The 20,147-nt window shown below is 51.2% G+C and carries 20 protein-coding genes; 13 read left to right on the top strand and 7 right to left on the bottom strand.

Annotated features, from left to right (window positions below; all coding sequences use genetic code 11):
* Positions 1 to 12: 12 nt before the first annotated feature.
* Both tsaB and I2D83_RS10505 read right to left on the bottom strand, forming a co-directional pair.
* The gene (tsaB, locus tag I2D83_RS10510) at positions 13 to 714 is read right to left on the bottom strand and encodes a tRNA (adenosine(37)-N6)-threonylcarbamoyltransferase complex dimerization subunit type 1 TsaB (protein WP_181828477.1); all 702 of its coding nucleotides are present in this window, start codon (positions 712 to 714) and stop codon (positions 13 to 15) included.
* A gap of 115 nt (positions 715 to 829) precedes the next feature.
* Positions 830 to 2,767: a DNA repair helicase YoaA gene (locus tag I2D83_RS10505; RefSeq protein WP_205948063.1), complete on the bottom strand. Its 1,938-nt coding sequence runs from the start codon at positions 2,765 to 2,767 to the stop codon at positions 830 to 832.
* 192 nt (positions 2,768 to 2,959) lie between these two features.
* Between I2D83_RS10505 and I2D83_RS10500 the strand changes: the two genes are divergently transcribed.
* The gene (locus I2D83_RS10500; RefSeq protein WP_015840168.1) at positions 2,960 to 3,304 is read left to right on the top strand and encodes a RidA family protein; all 345 of its coding nucleotides are present in this window, start codon (positions 2,960 to 2,962) and stop codon (positions 3,302 to 3,304) included.
* Between the two features lie 41 nt (positions 3,305 to 3,345).
* Here I2D83_RS10500 and I2D83_RS10495 read toward each other — a convergent pair whose 3' ends face one another.
* On the bottom strand, positions 3,346 to 3,585 hold the full coding sequence (locus I2D83_RS10495; protein WP_015840167.1) for a YoaH family protein: 240 nt from the start codon (positions 3,583 to 3,585) through the stop codon (positions 3,346 to 3,348).
* A gap of 130 nt (positions 3,586 to 3,715) precedes the next feature.
* Here I2D83_RS10495 and pabB point away from each other — a divergent pair, with 130 nt between their 5' ends.
* The 3 genes from pabB to sdaA all read left to right on the top strand — a co-directional run bounded on the left by pabB (position 3,716) and on the right by sdaA (position 7,508).
* Entirely contained in the window at positions 3,716 to 5,158 is a 1,443-nt protein-coding gene (gene pabB, locus I2D83_RS10490) for an aminodeoxychorismate synthase component 1 (RefSeq protein WP_205948062.1), read from the top strand.
* Positions 5,155 to 5,748: a CoA pyrophosphatase gene (locus I2D83_RS10485; RefSeq protein ID WP_180776867.1), complete on the top strand. Its 594-nt coding sequence runs from the start codon at positions 5,155 to 5,157 to the stop codon at positions 5,746 to 5,748. Before pabB ends, I2D83_RS10485 begins: the two co-directional genes overlap by 4 nt.
* A gap of 395 nt (positions 5,749 to 6,143) precedes the next feature.
* Positions 6,144 to 7,508 (top strand): L-serine ammonia-lyase, encoded by a 1,365-nt coding sequence (gene sdaA / locus I2D83_RS10480; RefSeq protein ID WP_180776868.1) that lies wholly within the window; start codon positions 6,144 to 6,146, stop codon positions 7,506 to 7,508.
* A gap of 108 nt (positions 7,509 to 7,616) precedes the next feature.
* Here sdaA and I2D83_RS10475 read toward each other — a convergent pair whose 3' ends face one another.
* On the bottom strand, positions 7,617 to 9,173 hold the full coding sequence (locus tag I2D83_RS10475; RefSeq protein ID WP_015840163.1) for a TerC family protein: 1,557 nt from the start codon (positions 9,171 to 9,173) through the stop codon (positions 7,617 to 7,619).
* A gap of 567 nt (positions 9,174 to 9,740) precedes the next feature.
* On the opposite strand from I2D83_RS10475, the gene manX reads away from it, so the two are divergent.
* The 5 genes from manX (at position 9,741) to mntP (ending at position 14,196) form a co-directional block, all read left to right on the top strand.
* Positions 9,741 to 10,709, top strand: a complete 969-nt coding sequence (gene manX / locus I2D83_RS10470; protein WP_181844170.1) for a PTS mannose transporter subunit IIAB — start codon at positions 9,741 to 9,743, stop codon at positions 10,707 to 10,709.
* Positions 10,710 to 10,886: 177 nt separating this feature from the next.
* A complete protein-coding gene (locus I2D83_RS10465) occupies positions 10,887 to 11,684 on the top strand; it encodes a PTS mannose/fructose/sorbose transporter subunit IIC (RefSeq protein ID WP_205948061.1) in 798 nt (265 codons plus the stop codon).
* A 14-nt stretch (positions 11,685 to 11,698) separates the two neighbouring features.
* Positions 11,699 to 12,541, top strand: coding sequence for a PTS mannose transporter subunit IID (locus I2D83_RS10460; RefSeq protein ID WP_014699846.1), 843 nt, complete (start codon positions 11,699 to 11,701; stop codon positions 12,539 to 12,541).
* Between the two features lie 198 nt (positions 12,542 to 12,739).
* A complete protein-coding gene (locus I2D83_RS10455; RefSeq protein ID WP_205948060.1) occupies positions 12,740 to 13,198 on the top strand; it encodes a DUF986 family protein in 459 nt (152 codons plus the stop codon).
* A 425-nt stretch (positions 13,199 to 13,623) separates the two neighbouring features.
* On the top strand, positions 13,624 to 14,196 hold the full coding sequence (gene mntP / locus I2D83_RS10450) for a manganese efflux pump MntP (RefSeq protein WP_015840159.1): 573 nt from the start codon (positions 13,624 to 13,626) through the stop codon (positions 14,194 to 14,196).
* 63 nt (positions 14,197 to 14,259) lie between these two features.
* Here mntP and rlmA read toward each other — a convergent pair whose 3' ends face one another.
* The 3 genes from rlmA to I2D83_RS10435 all read right to left on the bottom strand — a co-directional run bounded on the left by rlmA (position 14,260) and on the right by I2D83_RS10435 (position 15,565).
* Positions 14,260 to 15,090 (bottom strand): 23S rRNA (guanine(745)-N(1))-methyltransferase, encoded by an 831-nt coding sequence (gene rlmA, locus I2D83_RS10445; protein WP_205948059.1) that lies wholly within the window; start codon positions 15,088 to 15,090, stop codon positions 14,260 to 14,262.
* Positions 15,091 to 15,197: 107 nt separating this feature from the next.
* A complete protein-coding gene (gene cspE / locus I2D83_RS10440; RefSeq protein ID WP_005968829.1) occupies positions 15,198 to 15,407 on the bottom strand; it encodes a transcription antiterminator/RNA stability regulator CspE in 210 nt (69 codons plus the stop codon).
* A gap of 41 nt (positions 15,408 to 15,448) precedes the next feature.
* The gene (locus I2D83_RS10435; RefSeq protein ID WP_085996916.1) at positions 15,449 to 15,565 is read right to left on the bottom strand and encodes a DUF2627 domain-containing protein; all 117 of its coding nucleotides are present in this window, start codon (positions 15,563 to 15,565) and stop codon (positions 15,449 to 15,451) included.
* Between the two features lie 949 nt (positions 15,566 to 16,514).
* Between I2D83_RS10435 and I2D83_RS10430 the strand changes: the two genes are divergently transcribed.
* From I2D83_RS10430 to I2D83_RS10415, 4 genes are read left to right on the top strand one after another with little or no spacing between them, the layout of a single operon-like run.
* Positions 16,515 to 17,429, top strand: a complete 915-nt coding sequence (locus I2D83_RS10430) for a metal ABC transporter substrate-binding protein (RefSeq protein WP_205948058.1) — start codon at positions 16,515 to 16,517, stop codon at positions 17,427 to 17,429.
* Positions 17,426 to 18,316, top strand: a complete 891-nt coding sequence (locus I2D83_RS10425) for a manganese/iron ABC transporter ATP-binding protein (protein WP_180776873.1) — start codon at positions 17,426 to 17,428, stop codon at positions 18,314 to 18,316. Before I2D83_RS10430 ends, I2D83_RS10425 begins: the two co-directional genes overlap by 4 nt.
* Complete coding sequence (locus I2D83_RS10420; RefSeq protein WP_180776874.1) at positions 18,316 to 19,179, top strand: metal ABC transporter permease; 864 nt, start codon at positions 18,316 to 18,318, stop codon at positions 19,177 to 19,179. Before I2D83_RS10425 ends, I2D83_RS10420 begins: the two co-directional genes overlap by 1 nt.
* Entirely contained in the window at positions 19,176 to 20,033 is an 858-nt protein-coding gene (locus tag I2D83_RS10415; RefSeq protein ID WP_015840154.1) for a metal ABC transporter permease, read from the top strand. The genes I2D83_RS10420 and I2D83_RS10415 overlap by 4 nt, the downstream gene beginning before the upstream one ends.
* Positions 20,034 to 20,147 lie beyond the last annotated feature (114 nt).

Here is a 20,147-nt window from a genome sequence, read left to right as displayed (position 1 = left end):
TAGGTAGTCTGTTTATTCGCGGCCGGGAAGTTTTTTCCAGGTCACTTCATTGCGCAGATAACGCGGTTGTGCATTCTCGACGCTGACTGCCTTTCCTGCCTGCCATAGCTGACAGGCCAGCGGCAGCATATCCTGCGCCTGCGGCAGCAGTACATCGCCTTTCGCTAACACCAGCGAGGAATGGCTTACCAGTTCAGGGTAGGTTTCCCACCCGGTTCCTACCGTGGCCCATTCGCCTGACAGAGCAGCCGTTAAGGCTTGCACCTGCTCAGGTTTCAATACGGCTTCCTCGGATTCGCCCAGCCAGATACCGTCAGCATCGCGCTGATAGCGGCCCCAGTACACTTCGCCCATTCGCGCATCAATGGCCGCTAGCACTTGTGTCGCCTGCGTCAGGCGGAAAGCGCCCTGCGCCATCGTCGCCAGTGACGATACACCGAGCATCGGTAGATCCGCGCCCAGCGCCAGCCCTTGTGCAATACCGATACCAATCCGCACGCCGGTAAAACTTCCCGGTCCCTGACCAAAGGCCAGTGCATCAAGATCGTTGAGCGTCAGGCCGCTATCGGCCAGCACCTGCTGAACCATTGGCAGAATGCGTTGTGTGTGCTCACGGGGACAAATTTCGAACAGAGAATGAATTTCGCCTTCATTCCAGAGTGCGACGGAACAGGCTTCCGTTGCGGTATCAAGCGCTAGAATTCGCGTAGACATGCCAACCTCAGGCAGGATAAATAAATCTTAACAACCCGTATCATAGCATAAGCCCCTGCCGTACCGCAGCCCTTCCCCCTATTGGTCAGGGCATACGACTATCGCCAGCGAGGGATTATGTGTTACGCGTCAGGAAATTAATTGCCTGCCGAATGTCGCGGGTCCGCGGCGTTGGCGGCAGGCTGTTGAGAAACACTGCGCCATACGGACGCATCACCAGTCGATTATCGCAAATCACAATCACACCGCGATCCTCAACGTCACGGATGAGGCGCCCCACGCCTTGCTTCAGGGTAATCACCGCATCGGGAACCTGCACATCGTCAAAAGGCTCGCCGCCGCGCAGCCGACAGTCTTCGATACGCGCCTTCAGCAGCGGATCGTCCGGCGAGGTAAACGGCAGTTTATCGATAATGACGCACGAGAGCGTATCGCCACGCACATCCACACCTTCCCAGAAGCTGCTGGTCGCCACCAGTAAGGCATTGCCCGCCGATACAAACTGCGACAGCAGCTGTGCCTTGCCGGTCTCTCCCTGTAGCAGCACCGGCAGCGTTAGCATGGCACGGAACTCGGCGGCCAAATCCCGCATCATCTGATGCGAGGTACACAGCATAAAGCAGCGCCCCTGATTTGCTTCAATCAACGGCTGCAGCATCGCCGCCAGCCTTTTCGCCGCACCGGGGCGGTTGGTTTCCGGCAAATGACGGGGAACGCAGAGCAGCGCCTGATTGGCATAATCAAATGGGCTGGGCAACAGGAGTGTGTTCGCGTTATCCAACCCCAGCCTATCGGTGAAGTGGAAGAGTTGATCGTTAACAGACAAGGTCGCGGAGGTAAATATCCAGGCGGCAGGCTTGTCCTTCATCAGTTCGCGAAAACGATCGGCGACAGACAGCGGCGTCAGCGCCAACACGAAATGGCGTGAATTGCATTCGTACCAGTAGCTATAGCCCGGCTGTTGTACTTCTTTCAGCCGCTTCAGTCGGTTGCGATAGAGCGTGGCGCGCTCAAAAGCGGCATCCAGCAGCGCAGATCGGCCAAGCGACAGTTTCGCGACGTCGTAACACAGCTCCAGCGCATCATCCAGTAGCAGCAACGCACGCTGAAGCGACGGCTGTTCGAGCACATCGCGCAGATTACCGCGAAACCCCGGATCGCCCAACGCCAGCCGAAAATCCTGCGTACTTTGCGTCAGGCGATCGGCACTTTTTTGCAGTTGAGAGGCATCGCGCACTTCGGTGCGGTAAGCAATGATGATGTCTTTTGCCAAATCCAGAAGTTGGCGGCTCGAAAGCTGCTGACCAAAATATTGGCTGGCAATGTCAGGTATCTGGTGGGCTTCATCGAAAATCACGACATCACTTTCCGGGATCAGCTCCGCAAAGCCGGTCTCCTTTACCACCATATCCGCCAGATAAAGATGGTGGTTAACCACCACGATATCGGCATCCATCGCCTTGCGTCGCGCTTTCACCACGAAGCACTCTTTGTAGTGCGGACAGTCGCTGCCCAGACAGTTATCGTTGGTGCTGGTCACTAACGGCCAGATCGCGCTGTCTTCCGCGACGCCTGAGCAGGTCGTAACATCGCCTTCCGTCGTTTCCGATGACCAGCCGCGCAGCCTGACCAGTTCACTCAGCGTTTCAGCGGGTAAATCACCGCCGCCCAGCGACTGCTGTTCGAGCCGTTCCAGACAGAGATAGTTCGAGCGGCCTTTCAGCAGTGCGAGTTTACCTTTGTACTTCAGCGCCTGCGCAATCGTCGGTAAATCGCGACTGTAGAGCTGATCCTGTAGCGCTTTTGAACCTGTCGAGATGATGACTTTTTTATCGGCGCGCAAGGCGGGCGCAAGGTAGGCATAGGTTTTACCGGTTCCGGTTCCCGCTTCCACCACCAGCGCCGTTTTATCGTCGATGGCCTGCATTACCGCCTGCGCCATCTGCCGCTGTGGTTCACGCGGTTTGAAACCCGTGATCGCTTTCGCCAGCGCGCCGTCATTCGCAAAATCATCGATTACCCGATCGTTCGTCACGCCTGCTCTCTTTCTCATAGGAAAACATTGTCTGTCGCCACTAACCGTTTCAGGTCACGGCAAAAATATCGCGCTGATTATGCCAAGAGTCACCCGGCGCTACCACCCTAAATCAGGAAAGCGTGTCGCCCCCCGCTGTGTTAGGCTTGGCGACTGGTTTTGCTTGATGTTTCTATTTTACTTATCCCCACAATGGAGAAAATTCATCTCATGGCGATCACACGTATTAATCCTGAAGCTCGCTGGTCAGACGCCGTCATCCACAACAACACGCTGTATTACACCAGCGTGCCGGAGAATCTGGATGACGGTGCACAGGCGCAAACGGAGAACGCGCTGGGCGCGCTGGATGCCATCCTACAACAGGCGGGAACGGATAAGAGTAAGCTGTTGGACGTGACGATTTTTCTCGCCGATGCAGATGATTTTGCCGCGATGAACGCCGCGTGGGATGCCTGGGTCGTGGCTGGCAGCGCGCCCGTACGCTGCACCGTACAGGCTAAGTTGATGCATCCGAAATTTAAAGTCGAAATAAAAGCGATTGCGGCAATATAACCGTATATCCCTTTTTCATCTCCTAACGAAGAGGATGGACGTTACTGCTCGTCTTCCTCTTCACCATCGTCAAAATAGTGTTCTTCGTCGCTGTCATTAACGGTGTCGTCGTCTTCGTCAAACATCACCGCAACGTTGTCACCCTGATGTTCCTGACGGATCTCGGCCGCAACCTGTGCTATCGCCTGGCCGCTGCTCATGCCCTCAGACATCAGTTCCTGAATACGCTCTACGGCATCTTGCTGTTGTTTGTGCGTCAGCGCGGGCATACCTGCAATCATGGTGGTTTCCTGGTTGATAAATTCGCACGTATCATCGCATGCCCGCTTCGGCATACACCAGCATTTCTGCTTTGTGGTACGCTGTGGTCAGTGAAATCGACACCCTAATAATAGACACAACACGAAGAACATGACTGCCGCCAATACGACCCACGTAACCAACATCAGCGATTCGGCCACCGCGATGGGCTCCGCCGTTCTCTATCACACGCTGCCTTACTACCCGACTGTGCTGCTCGATCGCTTTGCCCCCTTTTCCCAACAGCCATGGGCGATGTTGCTGCATTCCGGGTTTGCCGATCATCCGCACAATCGCTTCGATATTATGGTCGCGGATCCGCGAGTCACGCTGTGCACGCGGGGAAACAGGACTGAAATCACACGTGACGGCGTAACGAATCCCGTAGAGGGAGATCCATTTGTTCTGCTGCAACAGCAGATTGATACGCTGGCATTGCCTGCTGACGCACATTCTGATTTCCCTTTTCAGGGGGGCGCACTGGGTTTGTTCGGCTATGATTTGGGTCGTCAGATTGAAGCGCTGCCTACTCAGGCTGAACGGGACATCGACCTGCCGGATATGGCAGTCGGTTTATACGATTGGGCGCTGGTTGCCGACCACCACCGACAGACGTTAACGCTGATCGTACATCATTCCCTTCAGGCGCGGCTCGACTGGCTAGCCAATCCACCCGTTAGCGCCCCGAAAGCCGATTTCACCCTCGCCGGTGCCTGGCAGCCGAATATGTCACGCGATGCGTACGGCGAAAAATTCCGCAAAATACAGGACTACCTTCTGGCGGGAGACTGTTATCAGGTCAATCTGGCGCAGCGTTTTTCTGCGGCTTACCATGGCGATGAATGGCAGGCGTTTTTACGCCTGTCCGCAGGCAATAAAGCGCCCTTTTCAGCCTTCCTGCGTCTACCGGAAAATACCGTTATCAGCGTATCACCAGAACGTTTTCTCTGGCTGGAAGATCAGCGCATTCAAACGCGCCCAATTAAAGGCACGCTGCCGCGCCTGGTAGATTCGGAAGCGGATAAACAGCAGGCAGCCCGGTTGGCTGCTTCAGAGAAAGACCGTTCAGAAAACCTGATGATTGTCGATCTTCTGCGTAACGACATCGGGCGCGTCGCGGTTCCGGGCAGTGTCCGCGTGCCGGAACTGTTTGTTGTCGAACCCTTTCCCGCCGTGCACCATCTGGTCAGTACGATCGAGGCACAGCTACCGGATGATTGTCCTGCAACCACGCTGCTACGCGCCTGTTTTCCCGGGGGGTCGATTACCGGTGCGCCCAAAATCCGCGCCATGCAGATCATTGAAGAGCTGGAGCCTCAACGCCGCAATGCTTACTGCGGTAGCATCGGCTATATCAGTCTGTGCGGCACGATGGACACCAATATCACCATCAGGACGTTATTAACCGAACGCGGTAGAATTTACTGCTGGGCGGGCGGCGGCATCGTTGCTGACAGTAAAGAACAGGCTGAATATCAGGAAACGTTTGATAAAGTGGGCCGTATTCTTCCCCTATTGGATGGTTCCCAGACAATTCAGGTACCGAATCAATGAGTGAGATCGTCTTGCCGCCAACGGCCTTTGCGCTGAACGACTTTATTACGCGCTTTCAGCTACAGCTTCCGCCATCGCTGCGGCCTGTGCACCAGCAGCGTCAGGCCGCAGTTCTGGTGCCAATTATTTGCCATCCTACGCCCACGCTGTTATTGACCCGACGTTCTGCAGACTTACGTAAACATGCAGGCCAAGTGGCGTTCCCCGGCGGGGCGGCAGACAAAACCGACCGTTCGCTCATCGAAACGGCGCTGCGTGAAGCACAGGAAGAAGTGGCTATCCCACCAGAAAACGTTCAGGTGCTGGGTGTATTACCGCCGCTGGACAGCGTCAGCGGCTTTCAGGTCACGCCAGTTGTCGGCCTCATCGCCGCACAGACCCGCTTCCATCCCAATGAAGACGAAGTCGCCGAGCTGTTTGAAATGCCGTTGGACGAGGCTTTCGCGCTAACACGCTATTATCCGCTGGATATCGAGCGCAAACAGCAGCGCCATCGGGTTTATCTCTCCTGGTATCAGCAACAGTTTGTCTGGGGGCTGACGGCTGCCATCATCCACCAGCTCGCCTTACAGATTTCCGACAGACCCTAAACTTACAGCCGCATAGCGCGGCTTTTGGCTCACCACTTCTTTTCCCTCACTAAATATCCCTATTTTAAAAGTGGGCTTCCTGCTCAAAAAGCATTCGCTGAGATAATTTACAATGACTTAGCGCACATTTGAGATAAGTTAAATTGTGCCGTGCCATAAGTTTATTTCATGCGAAAAAGAAAGCCACACAACATATTCCACACTACAATAGCGCGATTTGACGAGTTTTATTCTAATCTTTGGGTAGATATCCACTAAAATTCAGGTCATGTCTCGCCAGAACCGAAAAAACCAGATAATTAGCAGCATAAACAGCTGATTGTGGTGAAGGAACCGGACGTAGACGATCGGAAAATAAAGGGTGGAGACAACCCTGAGTCTTTGAGGAGTTTCGCGTGATAAGCGTTTTCGACATGTTTAAGATCGGTATTGGCCCCTCTAGCTCTCATACGGTTGGACCGATGAAAGCCGGTAAGCAATTTGTCGATGAATTGATCAACCAGGATTTACTGACCGCGACGACGCGTATTGCCGTCGATGTGTATGGCTCGCTGTCGCTAACGGGTAAAGGTCACCACACAGATATCGCCATCATCATGGGTCTGGCGGGCAACATGCCGGATACGGTTGATATCGATGCCATCCCCGGCTTTATCCGCGATGTTGAGCAACGCGAACGCCTGCTGCTGGCTAATGGGCAGCATGAAGTCGATTTCCCACGCGAAGGCGGCATGGTTTTCCGCAGTGAAAATCTGCCATTGCACGAAAACGGCATGACCATCACCGCCTTTGCCAGCAATAAAGAAGTTTATAGCAAAACCTATTACTCCATCGGCGGTGGTTTTATCGTCGATGAAGAGCATTTTGGCAAAGACACCGCCACTGACGTCTCCGTTCCTTACACATTCCATTCTGCCAAAGAGATGCTGGAGCACTGTAAACAGAGCGGCCTTTCGCTTTCTGGAATGGTGATGCGTAACGAACTGGCGCTACACAGCCGTCAGGAGATTGACGCGTACTTTGCCGATATCTGGCAGACGATGCGTGCTTGTATCGATCGCGGCATGAACACCGAAGGCGTGCTGCCGGGCCCGCTGCGCGTACCGCGTCGTGCCTCTGCACTGCGTCGTATGCTGGTGTCTTCCGACAAGCTGTCCAACGACCCAATGAACGTGGTGGACTGGGTTAATATGTTCGCACTCGCGGTGAATGAAGAAAACGCAGCAGGCGGCCGCGTGGTTACCGCGCCAACAAATGGCGCGTGTGGCATCGTCCCCGCTGTTCTCGCCTATTACGACCACTTTATCGAACCGGTTAGCCCGACCATTTATATCCGCTATTTCCTCGCGGCAGGCGCGGTCGGCATTCTGTATAAAATGAATGCCTCCATCTCCGGTGCCGAAGTGGGCTGTCAGGGTGAAGTCGGCGTGGCCTGCTCGATGGCCGCCGCGGGACTGGCAGAACTGATGGGCGCCAGCCCGGAACAAGTTTGCGTCGCTGCCGAGATCGGTATGGAACACAATCTGGGCTTAACCTGCGATCCGGTTGCTGGTCAGGTACAGGTTCCGTGCATCGAACGTAACGCGATTGCTTCCGTTAAGGCGATTAACGCCGCTCGCATGGCAACCCGCCGCACCAGCGAACCGCGCGTCTCGCTGGATAAGGTTATTGAAACCATGTACGAAACGGGTAAAGACATGAACGCCAAATACCGCGAAACTTCACGAGGCGGGCTGGCGATCAAAGTACAGTGTGATTAAAAGTGCAGTGTGATTAATCCGTTCTCGTCACGGCTTTTACCGTAGATCACAAAAAGCCCCGCCAATTTGGCGGGGCTTTATTTTTGCAGTTCACTTACGCAGATCGCATTACGCTTCTTCAGCGTCATCCTCATCCACAATGCGTTCCACACGAACCAGTTCAATGCGGTATTCGGAAACCTCAATGATATGGAAGCGTAAGTTGTACAACTCAATGATGGCACCGACTTTCGGGAACTCATCACTGTGCGCTAATAGCATACCAGCCAGTGAAGCATAATCTTCCTTCGGATCAACCAGATCGCTGCTATCCACCACCTGTTGCAGAGCGTGTAGATCCGTTCCACCTTTTACCAGCCAGCCTTCGCCGTCAGGGATGATATCCAACGTTTCGTCTTCATCCGGGAACTCACCCGCAATCGCTTCCAGCACGTCCAGCGGCGTTACCAACCCTTGTACCACGCCAAATTCGTTGGCGATGATGACCAGACTGCCTTTCGCACGGCGCAGAACGGGCAGCAGGTTTATCACATCCAGCGTTTCTGGTACGACAATTGGCGGATTCGCTGCGGCAAAGCTTTCCACATCGGTCTGTGTTTCCAACGCCACCAGCAGATCTTTAGCACGGACAACGCCGATAAGTTCATCCAGAGAACCGCGGCATATTGGGAACAGGCTGTGAGGTGTGTCCAGCAATTGCATACGGATCTGCTCGACAGAACTTTCGCTATCCACCCAGGAAATTTCCGTACGTGGCGTCATCACACTGCGCAGCGAACGCGACGCCAATGTCAGCACGCCGCTGATCATATTGCGCTCTTCCTCAGCGAATTCCTCTGTCGTGAGTTTCTTCTGCGGTTCATCCGCATCCAGATCATCCGTGTTTTTCCGCGAGCCCATCAGGCGCAGAATGGCCTCTGCGGTACGCTCACGCAAAGGACGGTGCGACTGATGCTTCATAAAGTTATGACGGGCAATCTGGTTAAACAGCTCGATCAGGATAGAGAAACCAATCGCGGCATACAGGTAGCCTTTCGGAATGTGGAAGCCAAGACCTTCCGCCATCAGGCTCAGACCAATCATCAGCAAGAAGCTGAGACACAGAACAACCACGGTTGGATGCTCGTTGACGAATCGAGTCAGTGGCTTAGAAGCAATCAGCATGACGCCCATCGCAATGATCACCGCCGTCATCATCACGCCCAGGTGATCTACCATTCCCACGGCAGTAATCACGGCGTCCAGCGAGAACACGGCATCCAGCACGACGATCTGCGCCACCACGGCCCAGAAACTGGCGTGAGCGCGATTGCCGTTACCATCGTGCGTTTTGTTCTCTAACCGTTCATGCAACTCCATCGTGGCTTTGAACAAGAGGAACATACCGCCGAACAGCAAAATCAGGTCACGACCTGAGAAGCTGAAATCGCCAAGGCTAAACAATGGACGCGTCAGGGTGACCATCCAGGAAATCAAAGACAACAGACCCAGACGCATTAACAACGCCAGGCTTAAACCGATAATGCGGGCTTTATCTCGCTGCTTGGGGGGTAATTTATCCGCCAAAATAGCGATAAACACCAAATTGTCGATACCCAGAACAATTTCAAGTACCACCAGCGTCAATAGGCCTGCCCAGATTGAAGGATCTAGCAAAAATTCCATGTCAGACTCCAGAAAATGAACGAGCAGATGACATCAATGCATGAGCCGCATTGAATGGTAATAAAAAGAGTTGATGTGAATCAGAGAGATTCTGAGTGTGGTCTGAGTGACCAGCTGAGTACAGAAAACCGCCAGCATTAGCGGGAAAACAGAGAACGTTTTGTCGGTGACAGTCCATGGGAAGGGCTGATGCCCGGTGCTCCTAAGCAATTTAAGGGACGTTTACTCTAACAGGTTGTTACCAATTTTCACAAAGAATTTCTTAGACCTGCTTCGCATTGATAACGCGTTCTAATTTTCCTATTTTGCCCCCTTTTAGGCGCACGCCTAACTGGTCAGCATTAGAGCATCATCACACTATTTATTTTTTCGATAAGTAAAATAAATCTGTCAGTCACGATTTCTCGCCTGACAACCTGGAGGAACACAGTGAATGTCATGAATCCACGGTAAAATTTTTTCTTGCAGCCATACTAATACCGCGACGGTTAACATTCAGTAGCTCAGCGTTAACCCTGTTTCCTGACACATTGACTCTTTTTGATCGTGAACGTGAGGAGGTAGCAAGTGAGTATTGCCATAATGTTATGCACTCACGGCGCCACTGCGGGACCGCTGTTAAAGACAGCAGAAATGATCCTTGGCGAGCAAAGTAACGTCGCCTGGATCGATTTCGTTCCTGGAGAAAACGCCGAAACCTTGATAGAAAAATATCAGGAAAAACTCACGCAGTTGGACACATCGCAAGGCGTGCTGTTTCTCGTTGATACTTGGGGCGGCAGCCCGTTTAACGCCGCCAGTCGCCTCGTCACCGACAAAGAAAACCATGATGTTATCGCTGGCGTGAATATCCCCATGTTGGCAGAAACCTTTATGGCTCGGGATGATGATCCTTCCTTCTCCGCTCTGGTTTCCATCGCTCTTGAAGCCGGTAGAGATGGCGTAAAAGCGCTGAAGCATCAGGAAAAACCCAAGGCAACGCCCCCTTCCCCTCCACCAGCTCCAAAAGCCAACGCCGTTCCCACACCAGCAGGATCCGGTGAACACATGAAGATAGGACTGGCGCGTATCGATGACCGTCTGATTCATGGTCAGGTCGCCACCCGATGGACGAAAGAAACCAATGTTTCGCGCATTATTGTCGTCAGCGATGAAGTCGCCGCCGATCACGTGCGTAAAACGTTGTTGACTCAGGTTGCGCCACCGGGCGTTACCGCTCACGTGGTGGATGTGGCAAAAGCCGTTCGTGTTTATGACAACCCCAAATATGCCGCCGATCGCGTGATGTTACTGTTCACCAATCCGACGGATGTATTAACGCTGATCGAAAATGGCGTAAAAATCACTTCGGTCAATATTGGCGGAATGGCATTCAAACAGGGAAAAACGCAGGTCAATAACGCTGTTTCTATCGATGAGAAGGATATCGCTGCATTCCGAGAATTAGATAAACGCGGAATTGAATTGGAGGTTCGAAAAGTCTCAACCGATACCCGGCTTAAAATGATGGATTTAATTAACAAAATGCCGCGCTGATACCTATCGCAATGCGAATGTGATTAACGCGAATGTCACCATCAATAATAGCTTTATAGCCCTGGCGATTTTCAAGATAGGTATTTATGTCGATATTGCAACGCTTTATGTCGATATAGAAAAACAATGGGGATGGCGATTTATTTTTACTCAGACACATTTTATAGGAGAAGTACGATGGAGATTACCACACTTCAAATTGTGCTGATATTTCTCGTCGCGTGTGTTTCGGGGATGGGTTCAATTCTTGATGAATTCCAGTTCCACCGTCCACTCGTCGCCTGTACGCTGATTGGCGCAGTATTAGGTGATTTAAAAACCGGGATCATTATTGGCGGTACGCTGGAAATGATCGCATTAGGCTGGATGAACATCGGTGCGGCCGTCGCACCGGATGCGGCCCTGGCCTCGATTATTTCAACCATTCTGGTTATTGCCGGCGGTCAGGGGATCGGCGCCGGGATTGCGCTGGCGATTCCGCTCGCCGCAGCCGGACAAGTATTAACCATCATTGTTCGTACCATCACAGTCGCGTTCCAACATGCGGCTGATAGCGCGGCAGAGCGAGGTAATCTGACAGCCATCAGTTGGATTCACGTCTCCGCACTGCTGCTACAAGCGATGCGCATCGCGATCCCTGCGGTCATTGTCGCGGTTTCCGTCGGCACCGATGCCGTCCACGCCATGCTGAATTCTATCCCGGAAGTGGTCACCAACGGTCTGAATATCGCCGGTGGCATGATTGTCGTCGTCGGTTACGCGATGGTCATCAACATGATGCGTGCAGGCTACCTGATGCCGTTCTTCTATCTTGGCTTCGTTACCGCTGCGTTCACCGAGTTCAATCTGGTGGCGCTGGGCGTAATCGGTATTGTGATGGCGATGCTGTATATCCAGCTCAGCCCGAAATATAACAAGGTTCAAGGCCAGCCGGTTTCATCAGGCAATAACGACCTTGATAACGAACTGGATTAACAGGAGTGAGAAAAATGGTCGAAAACACGAATGTCAAAAAACTCACTGACAGCGACATCCGCGCGGTGTTTATTCGTTCCAACCTGTTTCAAGGCTCCTGGAACTTTGAACGTATGCAGGCACTCGGCTTCTGTTTTTCCATGGTGCCGGTAATTCGCCGTCTTTATCCTGAAAACTCGGAAGAGCGTAAACAGGCGATCAAGCGCCATCTGGAGTTCTTCAATACACAGCCCTTTGTTGCGGCTCCGGTACTCGGCGTAACGATGGCGATGGAAGAGCAACGCGCGAATGGCGCTCCCATTGATGACGCGGCAATAAACGGCCTGAAAGTCGGGCTGATGGGGCCACTGGCTGGCGTCGGCGACCCGATATTCTGGGGCACCGCCCGTCCGGTATTCGCTGCACTGGGCGCGGGGATTGCCATGAGCGGCAGCCTGTTAGGGCCTGTCCTCTTCTTCGTCCTGTTCAATTTGGTTCGCCTGCTGGTGCGCTACTATGGCGTCGCTTACGGCTACCGTAAAGGAATTGATATCGTTAGCGATATGGGCGGCGGCTTCCTGCAAAAAATGACCGAGGCTGCCTCTATTCTCGGTCTATTCGTCATGGGGGCGTTGGTCAATAAATGGACGCACGTCAACATTCCGATGGTGGTGTCGACGGTGACGAACCAGAACGGTGAAACCACGGTGACAACCGTTCAATCCATCCTTGATCAGCTTATGCCTGGGCTCGTTCCCCTATTGCTGACGTTCGGCTGTATGTGGCTGTTACGGCGCAAAGTGAACGCACTGTGGCTGATTATGGGCTTCTTCGCCATTGGTATCTTCGGATACTGGATCGGTCTGCTCGGCGTGTAATATTCAATGGCCGGGCGCCAATACGTCCGGCCATTTTTTTATGATGAACATCCTTGTCCGCCCCCCTGCGTGCCGTCGCAAGCAACGTTGAAAAATGTTCCCTGCGCTTTTTATTATCGGGATGTTTAACGGATATGGATGTTTAACGGATATGAATGCTTAGCGAATACAGATACATAACAGGCAAGGGTAATACGAATGACAATGACAGATATCGCGCTGGTCGTGTTGATTGCATTAGCGTTGATTTACTCCATCTATGATGAGTTCATCATGGATAAACGCAAAGGGAAAACGTTGCTCTTCGTCCCGCTGAAACGGACGAATCGGCTCGATACGCTGATTTTTATCGGCTTAGTGGGGATTCTTATTTATCAAAATGTGATGAGTAATGGCGCTATTCTCACTACCTATCTTTTGATTTCTCTCGCTTTCATGGCGTGTTATCTGGCTTATATTCGTCGACCTAAACTGGTTTTTAAATCAACCGGTTTCTTTTATGCAAATATATTCATTCCTTATGCCAGAATTAAAAATATGAATTTATCTGAGGATGGCGTATTAGTCATTGCTCTTGAAAAACGCCGTTTATTGATACAGGTTACGCAGCTTGATGATTTAGAAAAAATATATAAATTTATGATTGAGAATCAATGAGGTAAGCTTATCAGGGAAATTATTTAAAATAGCCAATAATATACACCTGATTTCCTGGTGGTATTTTAACCCCAATAACCTTGTCGTTATTTTATACGATTAGTCGATTTCAGCAATCAAATGAAAATAATTATCAATTGCATTATTAACACGTAAAACTTTTAGTGTTGTTTACTGCATAAATAATATGGTAAGGTTGCGCCGTCATTGGGGAGTAGCCGATTTCTGATTAATTAATATTCACCGAACTAATCAGAAATGCTCGTATCAACATACTCGTTTTATCTCCTAATTTACCGGAGCATGAACGTGGTGCGGGCGGCCAAGCGTGATTGGCAGGCGAGACCATAGACACGTAAGATCGTCGTTCGGGTTGGGGATGATCTGCGTGTATATGGTTAATCGTCCAGCCGAGGCTATTTACAATGAATATGTCAGCAACACTTATCCTAGCATTTGGTATGTCAATGGATGCCTTCGCCGCGTCAATCGGTAAAGGTGCCGTCCTGCATAATCCTCGTTTCCGTGATGCCATTCGTACTGGTCTCATTTTCGGCGTTATTGAAGCTATCACCCCACTCATCGGTTGGGCACTTGGTTTCTTTGCCAGCCAATATATTCTCGAGTGGGATCACTGGGTTGCCTTTACGCTCTTACTGATCTTAGGCGGACGTATGGTCGTTGAAGGATTCAAAGGTTCTTCAGACTGTCGCTGCGAAAAAGTAAAAAATCATAGCCTGGCGCTGCTGGTCTGCACAGCTATTGCCACCAGTCTGGATGCCATGGCCATCGGCGTCGGTCTGGCTTTCCTTCAGGTCAATATTCTCCATACTGCGATGGTGATTGGTTGCGCCACTATGATTATGGTTACGCTTGGAATGATGATTGGCCGCTATATTGGCCCAATTCTTGGTAAAAAAGCAGAAGTGATGGGTGGGCTGGTTCTGATTGGTATCGGATGTAATATCCTGTATGAGCATCTCGGCTACGCCGCCTGATAAAACACATCTACACTAACGGGCAGCCCGACTATCGCGCTGCCCGTTTTTTATTCTGCTTAATTAAGCGACGACGACGCTATCAACACGCTGATGCAAGCGAATAATAAAATCCGTTTCACAACTAAATACGGCAGTCGCTCGCAATCGCTCGCTAACGTCTGGCGTTGCCCGCCAGGCAAAAGGCGTCATTTGCAATAGTGCGGCAGCCTCGTTCCCGGATAACTGCATCGGGTACGCGAGCGTTTGCTGATCCATAAGCTGAAAGCCAGCGAGCACTTCATCTTTACTCGGGTGTAATAACACCTCATCGTAGACTTCCGCTTTCAGTTGATAAAGGTGTCGCGGCCCCGGAGACACCGTCACAGCCCAACCACCCACCTTAATGGTGCGCTGTAGCTCAGCGTCATTACACGGCGCGTAGATTTTTACCACTGCATCAAGGGATGCGTCGCGAAAAGGCAGTCTCTGGCTGGATGCAACGCAAAACTCAACACTTTCATACCGCTTTGCCGCACGCTGAATCGCCGCTTTGGATACATCCAGTCCGTAGACCGTCATCGTTCTGTGCGAGGTGAGACGATGCGCCAGCTCCGCGGTGTAATATCCTTCGCCACAGCCGATGTCCAACAGTGCAGTAGCGTCACTTGCCACAATAGTATCAACGTGTTGTGCAACAGCGTCGCGTAGCGGTTGATAGTGACCGGCTTCCAGAAAACTGCGCCGCGCCTGCATCATTTCGGCACTGTCGCCAGGCTGTTTTGAACGCTTAAACTGCACCGGCAACAGGTTGACGTACCCTTCTTTCGCACAGTCAAAGCTATGTTTACCACACGTCCATTGCCGCGGGTGTCGCTCCAGAGGTAACTGGCATAGCGGACACTGATAACTCATCGGCACATTTTCCTCATTAAAAACATCTTTATTGCGTCACGGGTAAAGATAAAACGCAGACAACAAAAAACCCGCACCATGGCGGGTTTTGCAACAGAGCTGTAAAATTACAGCGCAGTGACGTTTACTGCGGAAGGACCTTTCTGGCCATCCTGAATTTCGAATTCTACGTTCTGGCCTTCAGCCAGAGTTTTGAAGCCGTTGCCTTGAATTGCAGAGAAGTGTACGAATACATCTTTGCTGCCGTCAGCAGGAGTGATGAAACCAAAGCCTTTAGACTCGTTGAACCACTTAACCTGACCTTTAATCTTTGCCATTTCAAATATTTCCTTTAATTGTTTAAACCGCCAAAAAGGCGTTATACAGACAAACCAAAGTCGTTACTGCTTGAGGCACTAAGATAAGGATCGGCAGAGAAGCAGCATGCAACGCTAAAGGTTGTACTTAAGTCTTCTTTACTGAAAATGCCATTCATATACAGAACTGTACCTCGTTTTACCCAGAAGCGTTATTACACACTATGTAATCAATGGCAAGGCATTTTTTATCAGTCGTGGACATGCCGCACAAATTCACGTCATCCCTGATTCATTAATACACGATAAGGTTAGCTGGCGCCTATATTCAGAGGTTGCTTCTGCCCCCGTACAATAAGCGCCCACTGGATTCTATTATGCAGAAAAATACGCGACAACCGTCGCATTTCTGACACAGTCGCACCAGTAATCATAACAAAAAGCTATAATTGGCGGGCGACGATGAAGAGATATTGAACGCTAACAACACGCGTGCCCGATAGCAGTCACTGCTTATATCAATGCTTAAAATCGATTGCCATTTTTATGCTATCTATATCTTTTGCATTAATACATTACATAATAGAAATTATTTATAACCTAACCTTTCGTTACGTCAGGAATTAACTTGTTTGAACCAACAACACTAATAATGCCATTAAAAAAGTCAATAGGACCAAACTTGCCAGCTTCCAACGTCGTTCTGATTTTGTGCTCATATCACTTACAATCCTTTCGTATAAAATAGAGACATCTCTCACATTCTTTATGGTTTATCGGCAGCTACCGTTGTTTTCTTAAGGTTACATCAGATTTATCTCTTTTTTTGGCGTAAATTTCACCATGTGTATAACTATGTATAGTCGCGCGACAGTTCACTACCGTTACCGTTAGACTTTCGTTGTAACCTTAAGTACGATTCATTAAATTAAAGCAACATTTCTGTTACTAAAGGAGCATGATGCGTTCCTTACCCGCGCAAGCGCGTGCAACGAGCCTGCGAACAGTGATTTATTGTGTCATGAGACACCCTCCAATATTGCCTCCCTGCCCTTTTCTGCCTCTTGACTTAAATGATATTGATAATTATTCTCAAGTAACACTTTCACGGTTTGTAAGGATATCCTCATGATTGGTTTTCACGCCCGTTTACCCGCCCTGTTTCGTCGCATCGCACTGCCGTGCGTGTTACTGCTTTTAGCTGGTACCTCCGCTCAAGCGGCTGAAAAGCTTAAAGTCATCACCACCTTTACCATCATTCAGGATATCGCACAGAATATTGCAGGCGATGCCGCGACCGTCGAATCCATCACCAAACCCGGTGCCGAGATTCATGATTATCAACCGACACCGCGCGATATTGTGAAAACACAGTCTGCGCAGTTGGTACTGTGGAACGGAATGAATCTTGAGCGCTGGTTTACGCGCTTTTTTGAAAACGTGAAAAATGTGCCCGCCGTTGTAGTAACGGAAGGCATCACGCCGCTTCCGATTCGCGAAGGTGCTTATAATGGCAACCCAAACCCGCATGCCTGGATGTCTCCCTCCAATGCATTAATCTATATTGAAAATATCCGCAAAGGCCTGGTGCAAGCCGATCCTGCTAATGCAGAGACATATAATCGTAATGCCAAAGCCTATGCAGAAAAAATTAAGGCTCTCGACGCACCGCTGCGTGAGCGTCTCTCCCGCATTCCAGAGCAACAGCGTTGGTTAGTCACCAGTGAAGGCGCCTTCAGCTATCTGACGAAGGATTATCAGTTCAATGAGGTCTACCTCTGGCCAATCAATGCCGACGAGCAAGGCTCTCCGCAGCAAGTGCGTCGGGTTATCGATACCGTGCGCGAAAAATCTATTCCTGTGGTATTTAGCGAAAGCACCGTTTCCGATAAACCAGCCAAACAGGTCAGCAAGGAAACGGGGGCTAAATATGGCGGCGTGCTGTATGTTGATTCGCTGTCTACAGAAAAAGGCCCTGTGCCAACCTATATCGACCTGTTACAAGTGACGGTGGAAACCATCGCGAAAGGATTTAATCAATGAGTAGCGATCGAGCAGTACAGTCATTAGAAGTCAATGATGTTTCAGTTACTTACAGCAACGGGCATCAAGCTATTCGCCACGCCTCATTTTCCCTGACCGGCGGTACGATTTGCGCATTGGTTGGCGTAAACGGCAGTGGAAAATCGACGCTGTTCAAAAGCATTATGGGGTTGGTCAAGCCTACCTCTGGGCAGGTACTGCTCAATCAGCAACCGATCTATCAGGCGCTGAAACAGAATCTGGTTGCTTATGTTCCACAAACAGAGGATGTAGACTGGAATTTTCCCGTTCTGGTGTCCGATGTTGTCATGATGGGACGCTACGGACGGATGAATTTCCTGCGCATCCCGAGTAAACAGGATCGCACCATTGTCGCGGAATCACTGGAACGCGTTGGGCTATCGACGCTGCAACATCGCCAAATCGGTGAACTCTCCGGCGGTCAAAAAAAACGGGTATTTCTGGCGCGGGCACTGGCTCAACAAGGCAGCGTGTTACTGCTGGATGAACCTTTCACCGGCGTAGACGTTAAAACAGAGAACGCCATTATCGATCTGCTGCGCACGTTGCGTGATGAAGGCCATTTGATTCTGGTGGCAACCCATAACCTTGGCAGCGTTCCAGAGTTTTGCGACAACGTTATTTTGGTCAATCGTACCGTTTTAGCTGCCGGGCCGACGCACAGCACCTTCACACAAAGCAATTTGGAGAAAACGTTCGGTGGCGTTCTGCGACACATCAACCTTGGCGGATCTCATCTTCACGATGATGACGATGTACGCTCGGTGACAGTGCTGACAGACGATGAACGTCCGGCTGTGTTCTACGGTTCGACCAAGAGCGATCCTCCTGCGTCGCGTACAATACCGGAGGAGAAGCAGCCCTGATGATCGATATCCTGTTGCAGCCATTCAGCTATAACTACATGGTCAAAGCGATCTGGGTCAGCGCGATTGTCGGCGGCGTATGCGCTTTTCTTTCGGCGTACCTGATGCTGAAAGGCTGGTCGCTGATGGGCGATGCGCTTTCCCACTCTGTCGTTCCCGGTGTTGCAGGTGCCTATGCGTTGGGCCTGCCCTACGCGGCGGGGGCATTTTTTACCGGAATGCTCGCCGCGCTGGCGATGACCCTCATCCGTCACATTACCCGATTGCGCGAAGATGCGATTATCGGCTTTATTTTCTCAACGTTTTTCGCTGTCGGTCTGCTGATCATTTCGCTTAATCCGACATCGGTTAACGTGCAATCCATCATTTTCGGCAATATTTTGGGCATTGCCGACGAAGATATTCTGCAAGTTGAAATCATCATTGGTGTAACGTTCCTGATTCTCTGCCTGCTGTGGAAAGATCTGCTAGCCGTGTTCTTCGATGAAAATCACGCCCGTTCGATTGGCCTTTCGCCGCTGAAGCTGAAAATTCTGTTCTTTACGCTGTTGAGCGCCTGTACTGTCGCGGCGTTGCAAACCGTCGGGGCGATTTTGGTAATCGCAATGGTGATTACACCGGGTGCTACCGCTTACCTGCTCACCGATCGGTTTGGTCGTCTGGTTGTGATTTCTATTGCACTGGGCGCCATTACCAGCGCCGTGGGTGCGTATCTGAGCTTTTTCCTTGATGGCGCAACTGGCGGCGTGATTGTCACCTTGCAAACCGTCGTCTTCCTGTTGGCGTTTGTCTTTGCCCCCAAGCACGGGTTGCTGGCATCGCGCCGCCTGCGGCTACGCGATCAATCAGGAGATGCATTATGACGCTGATGAGCTGGTTAATTGACCCACTGACCTATCCCTTCATGCAACGTGCGTTACTTGCCGCCGTCGTCACCGGTACGGTCTGCGCGGTACTGTCGTGCTATCTGGTGCTGAAAGGCTGGTCGCTAATGGGTGATGCCATTTCCCATGCCGTGCTGCCCGGTATCGTTGTCGCGTTTTTACTGGGGATCCCGCTGGTCATCGGCGCTTTCGTTTCCGGTATTTTTTGTGCAGTCGCGACGGGATACGTGAAAGAACACAGCCGTGTAAAAGAAGATACGGTAATGGGGATCATCTTTTCCGGTATGTTTGCGCTGGGGCTCGTCATGTTCGCGCGTATTGATACCGATCAGCATCTAAACCATATCTTGTTTGGTAACGTGCTGGGCATCACTCAGCAAGAGCTGACGCAAATCTTACTGATTGCCGGGGTGACGCTGGGTATTGTCTTATTGAAACGGCGAGATTTCATGCTGTACTGCTTCGACCCCAACCATGCCCGAGTCATCGGCCTGCCCGTTAAGCTGCTGCACTATGGATTGCTAAGCCTGCTGGCGATGACGATTGTCGCATCACTACAGGCTGTCGGCGTTATTCTGGTGATTGCGATGCTGATTGCGCCGGGCATTATTGCCTTTATGGTCTGCAAGCGCTTCGAGCGCATGGTGCTTGTCGCCACGCTGGTTTCCGTCATTTCCTGTATCGCTGGTACGCTGATCAGTTTCTATATCGATGGCGCGACAGGCCCTTGCATCGTTATCGTTCAGGCCTTGTTCTTCACGCTGGCGCTGACGTACCACCAGCTAAAACTGCGTCGTCAGTCGGCATCTCAGGTTGTCACCGACGCGCTATAGCGCTTACTCGCTGCAAGCCTCTTAGCCTGACGTAACCGGAAGATCGCTGCCGGTTACGTCACTCATCACGATTCTCTGCCTTCATCCGGCAGATTGGTCGTTATCCTAACCCCG

Source organism: Pectobacterium aroidearum (assembly GCF_015689195.1).
Taxonomy (GTDB): domain Bacteria; phylum Pseudomonadota; class Gammaproteobacteria; order Enterobacterales; family Enterobacteriaceae; genus Pectobacterium; species Pectobacterium aroidearum.
The sequence above is the reverse complement of the archived record's forward strand: the minus strand, read 5'-3'. Positions and strand labels throughout refer to the sequence as shown.

Excerpts from the sequence above, each read along its gene's own strand:
- tsaB (WP_181828477.1), bottom strand. The coding sequence starts at position 714 with ATGTCTACGCGAATTCTAGCGCTTGATACCGCAACGGAAGCCTGTTCC.
- I2D83_RS10505 (WP_205948063.1), bottom strand. The coding sequence starts at position 2,767 with ATGAGAAAGAGAGCAGGCGTGACGAACGATCGGGTAATCGATGATTTT.
- I2D83_RS10500 (WP_015840168.1), top strand. The coding sequence starts at position 2,960 with ATGGCGATCACACGTATTAATCCTGAAGCTCGCTGGTCAGACGCCGTC.
- I2D83_RS10495 (WP_015840167.1), bottom strand. The coding sequence starts at position 3,585 with ATGATTGCAGGTATGCCCGCGCTGACGCACAAACAACAGCAAGATGCC.
- pabB (WP_205948062.1), top strand. The coding sequence starts at position 3,716 with ATGACTGCCGCCAATACGACCCACGTAACCAACATCAGCGATTCGGCC.
- I2D83_RS10485 (WP_180776867.1), top strand. The coding sequence starts at position 5,155 with ATGAGTGAGATCGTCTTGCCGCCAACGGCCTTTGCGCTGAACGACTTT.
- I2D83_RS10475 (WP_015840163.1), bottom strand. The coding sequence starts at position 9,173 with ATGGAATTTTTGCTAGATCCTTCAATCTGGGCAGGCCTATTGACGCTG.
- I2D83_RS10465 (WP_205948061.1), top strand. The coding sequence starts at position 10,887 with ATGGAGATTACCACACTTCAAATTGTGCTGATATTTCTCGTCGCGTGT.
- I2D83_RS10460 (WP_014699846.1), top strand. The coding sequence starts at position 11,699 with ATGGTCGAAAACACGAATGTCAAAAAACTCACTGACAGCGACATCCGC.
- I2D83_RS10455 (WP_205948060.1), top strand. The coding sequence starts at position 12,740 with ATGACAATGACAGATATCGCGCTGGTCGTGTTGATTGCATTAGCGTTG.
- mntP (WP_015840159.1), top strand. The coding sequence starts at position 13,624 with ATGAATATGTCAGCAACACTTATCCTAGCATTTGGTATGTCAATGGAT.
- rlmA (WP_205948059.1), bottom strand. The coding sequence starts at position 15,090 with ATGAGTTATCAGTGTCCGCTATGCCAGTTACCTCTGGAGCGACACCCG.
- cspE (WP_005968829.1), bottom strand. The coding sequence starts at position 15,407 with ATGGCAAAGATTAAAGGTCAGGTTAAGTGGTTCAACGAGTCTAAAGGC.
- I2D83_RS10435 (WP_085996916.1), bottom strand. The coding sequence starts at position 15,565 with ATGAATGGCATTTTCAGTAAAGAAGACTTAAGTACAACCTTTAGCGTT.
- I2D83_RS10430 (WP_205948058.1), top strand. The coding sequence starts at position 16,515 with ATGATTGGTTTTCACGCCCGTTTACCCGCCCTGTTTCGTCGCATCGCA.
- I2D83_RS10425 (WP_180776873.1), top strand. The coding sequence starts at position 17,426 with ATGAGTAGCGATCGAGCAGTACAGTCATTAGAAGTCAATGATGTTTCA.
- I2D83_RS10420 (WP_180776874.1), top strand. The coding sequence starts at position 18,316 with ATGATCGATATCCTGTTGCAGCCATTCAGCTATAACTACATGGTCAAA.
- I2D83_RS10415 (WP_015840154.1), top strand. The coding sequence starts at position 19,176 with ATGACGCTGATGAGCTGGTTAATTGACCCACTGACCTATCCCTTCATG.